This is a genomic window from Streptomyces lancefieldiae, from assembly GCF_031845825.1.
Classification (GTDB): Bacteria; Actinomycetota; Actinomycetes; order Streptomycetales; family Streptomycetaceae; genus Streptomyces; species Streptomyces lancefieldiae.
The window spans coordinates 1-1,291 of record NZ_JAVRFH010000220.1 but is presented as its reverse complement, the minus strand read 5'-3'; the positions used below and the strand labels follow the sequence as shown (position 1 = coordinate 1,291).

General features: G+C 72.0%; 1 protein-coding gene. It reads right to left on the bottom strand.

Annotated features, from left to right (window positions below; translation table 11 throughout):
• Positions 1-164: 164 nt before the first annotated feature.
• Positions 165-1,124 carry a winged helix-turn-helix domain-containing protein gene (locus tag RM812_RS41735; protein WP_311586174.1) on the bottom strand — a complete coding sequence of 320 codons (960 nt, stop codon included), beginning with the start codon at positions 1,122-1,124 and terminating at the stop codon, positions 165-167.
• Between the last annotated feature and the right edge of the window lie 167 nt (positions 1,125-1,291).

Below are 1,291 nucleotides of genomic sequence, written 5' to 3'. Positions count from 1 at the left end.
TGATCGGGACATCGGAGTGTTCATCACCGATGACCGCGGTCTGCACCAGCCTCGTGTCCCGCACCACGTCGCCCCCACTTAACTCTCTGCAACAGACGATAGATCGCTGGATGCACACGCGCGGGCGTTCCGCCGACAACGGAACCTCCAGCGGGCCAGGACGCTTACGTGGGGCCGGTGCCGCATTCGGCGGCCTGCCTTGGAGGTTGAGTCATCCGCACACCGCCTCGGGCGCCCCGTCGCCGGACCAGGGGTGGCGTGGGCCAGGTCGGGCGATACGGGTCGTCGACGATCCACCCCCGCCACGCCGGGTCGCGGAGCTCTCCTGTGTTCTCGTCGACCACGCCCTCAGGCACCAACCGCAGCCGCGCCCGGCCGGGCCGGTGACGCTCGACGGTGCGCTGTGCGCGTGCGGTGAGCCACTCCCGGTAGTAGCGCCGCTGATCGCCGTGCCGTTTACGGCGTCGCTCCCCCAGGCCCGCGGTGCCGCGTTCGAGAGCGACTTGCTGAAGCTGGTCGGGGCGAAGGCCTTCGTCACCGGCCAGGTGGCGGGGCAGGTAGACCAGGCCGTCGGCTTCCTCGGCCAGCCCGTCCTCGACGAGCTTGTCCAGACGGCGGCGGACCGTGGTGCGGTGCAGGCCGGTCGCCACGGCCAGCTGCGCGACCTCGATGCCGTCGAGCGGGTCGAGGGCGGCGAGGATCCGGGCGCCTGACGTGCCGTGGGCGTAGTGGTGGCAGGCGTCCGTACCCATCACGGCGCCCAGCGCGCGGGTGCTCACCTCCCGGCCGGTGTGCACGTCCGGGACACCCTCTGCCCCCCTTTCCCCCGGAGCTGGACGGTGTCCCGGGCGCGCACAGGACTCCTCGGCTTCTCGTGGGATTCGCAGGGACCAAGTCGAGCTGTGCTCGCCGGTGCCAGCCGTGACCAGGGACAGCCACCCGGCGGCGCGGAGGCGTGCGTTGCTGGCTTCCACGGTCGAGCGGGCGCAGCCCATCAGCTCGGCCAGCTGCCGTACCGATACCTCGTGCTCGAGTCCGCCGGCCTGTTCGGCCAGCTGCAGCCGCGCGGTGAGGTTCTTGAGATCGGTGCCGCCGCCGGGCCCCGGCCACACGATGGCTTCCAACGGCGGCCCGCAGGCGGGCGATCCCCGCCATGGCATCGGCCCGGCACATGATCGCGTCCAAAGTGCCCACGAACGCGCGCGCCTTGTCGAGCATCCCGGCGAGCTTGCCTTCGGCGTACCGCTCCCCCTTGCGTGAACGCAGCGACCGCGCCCACGTGCCGCCGGCC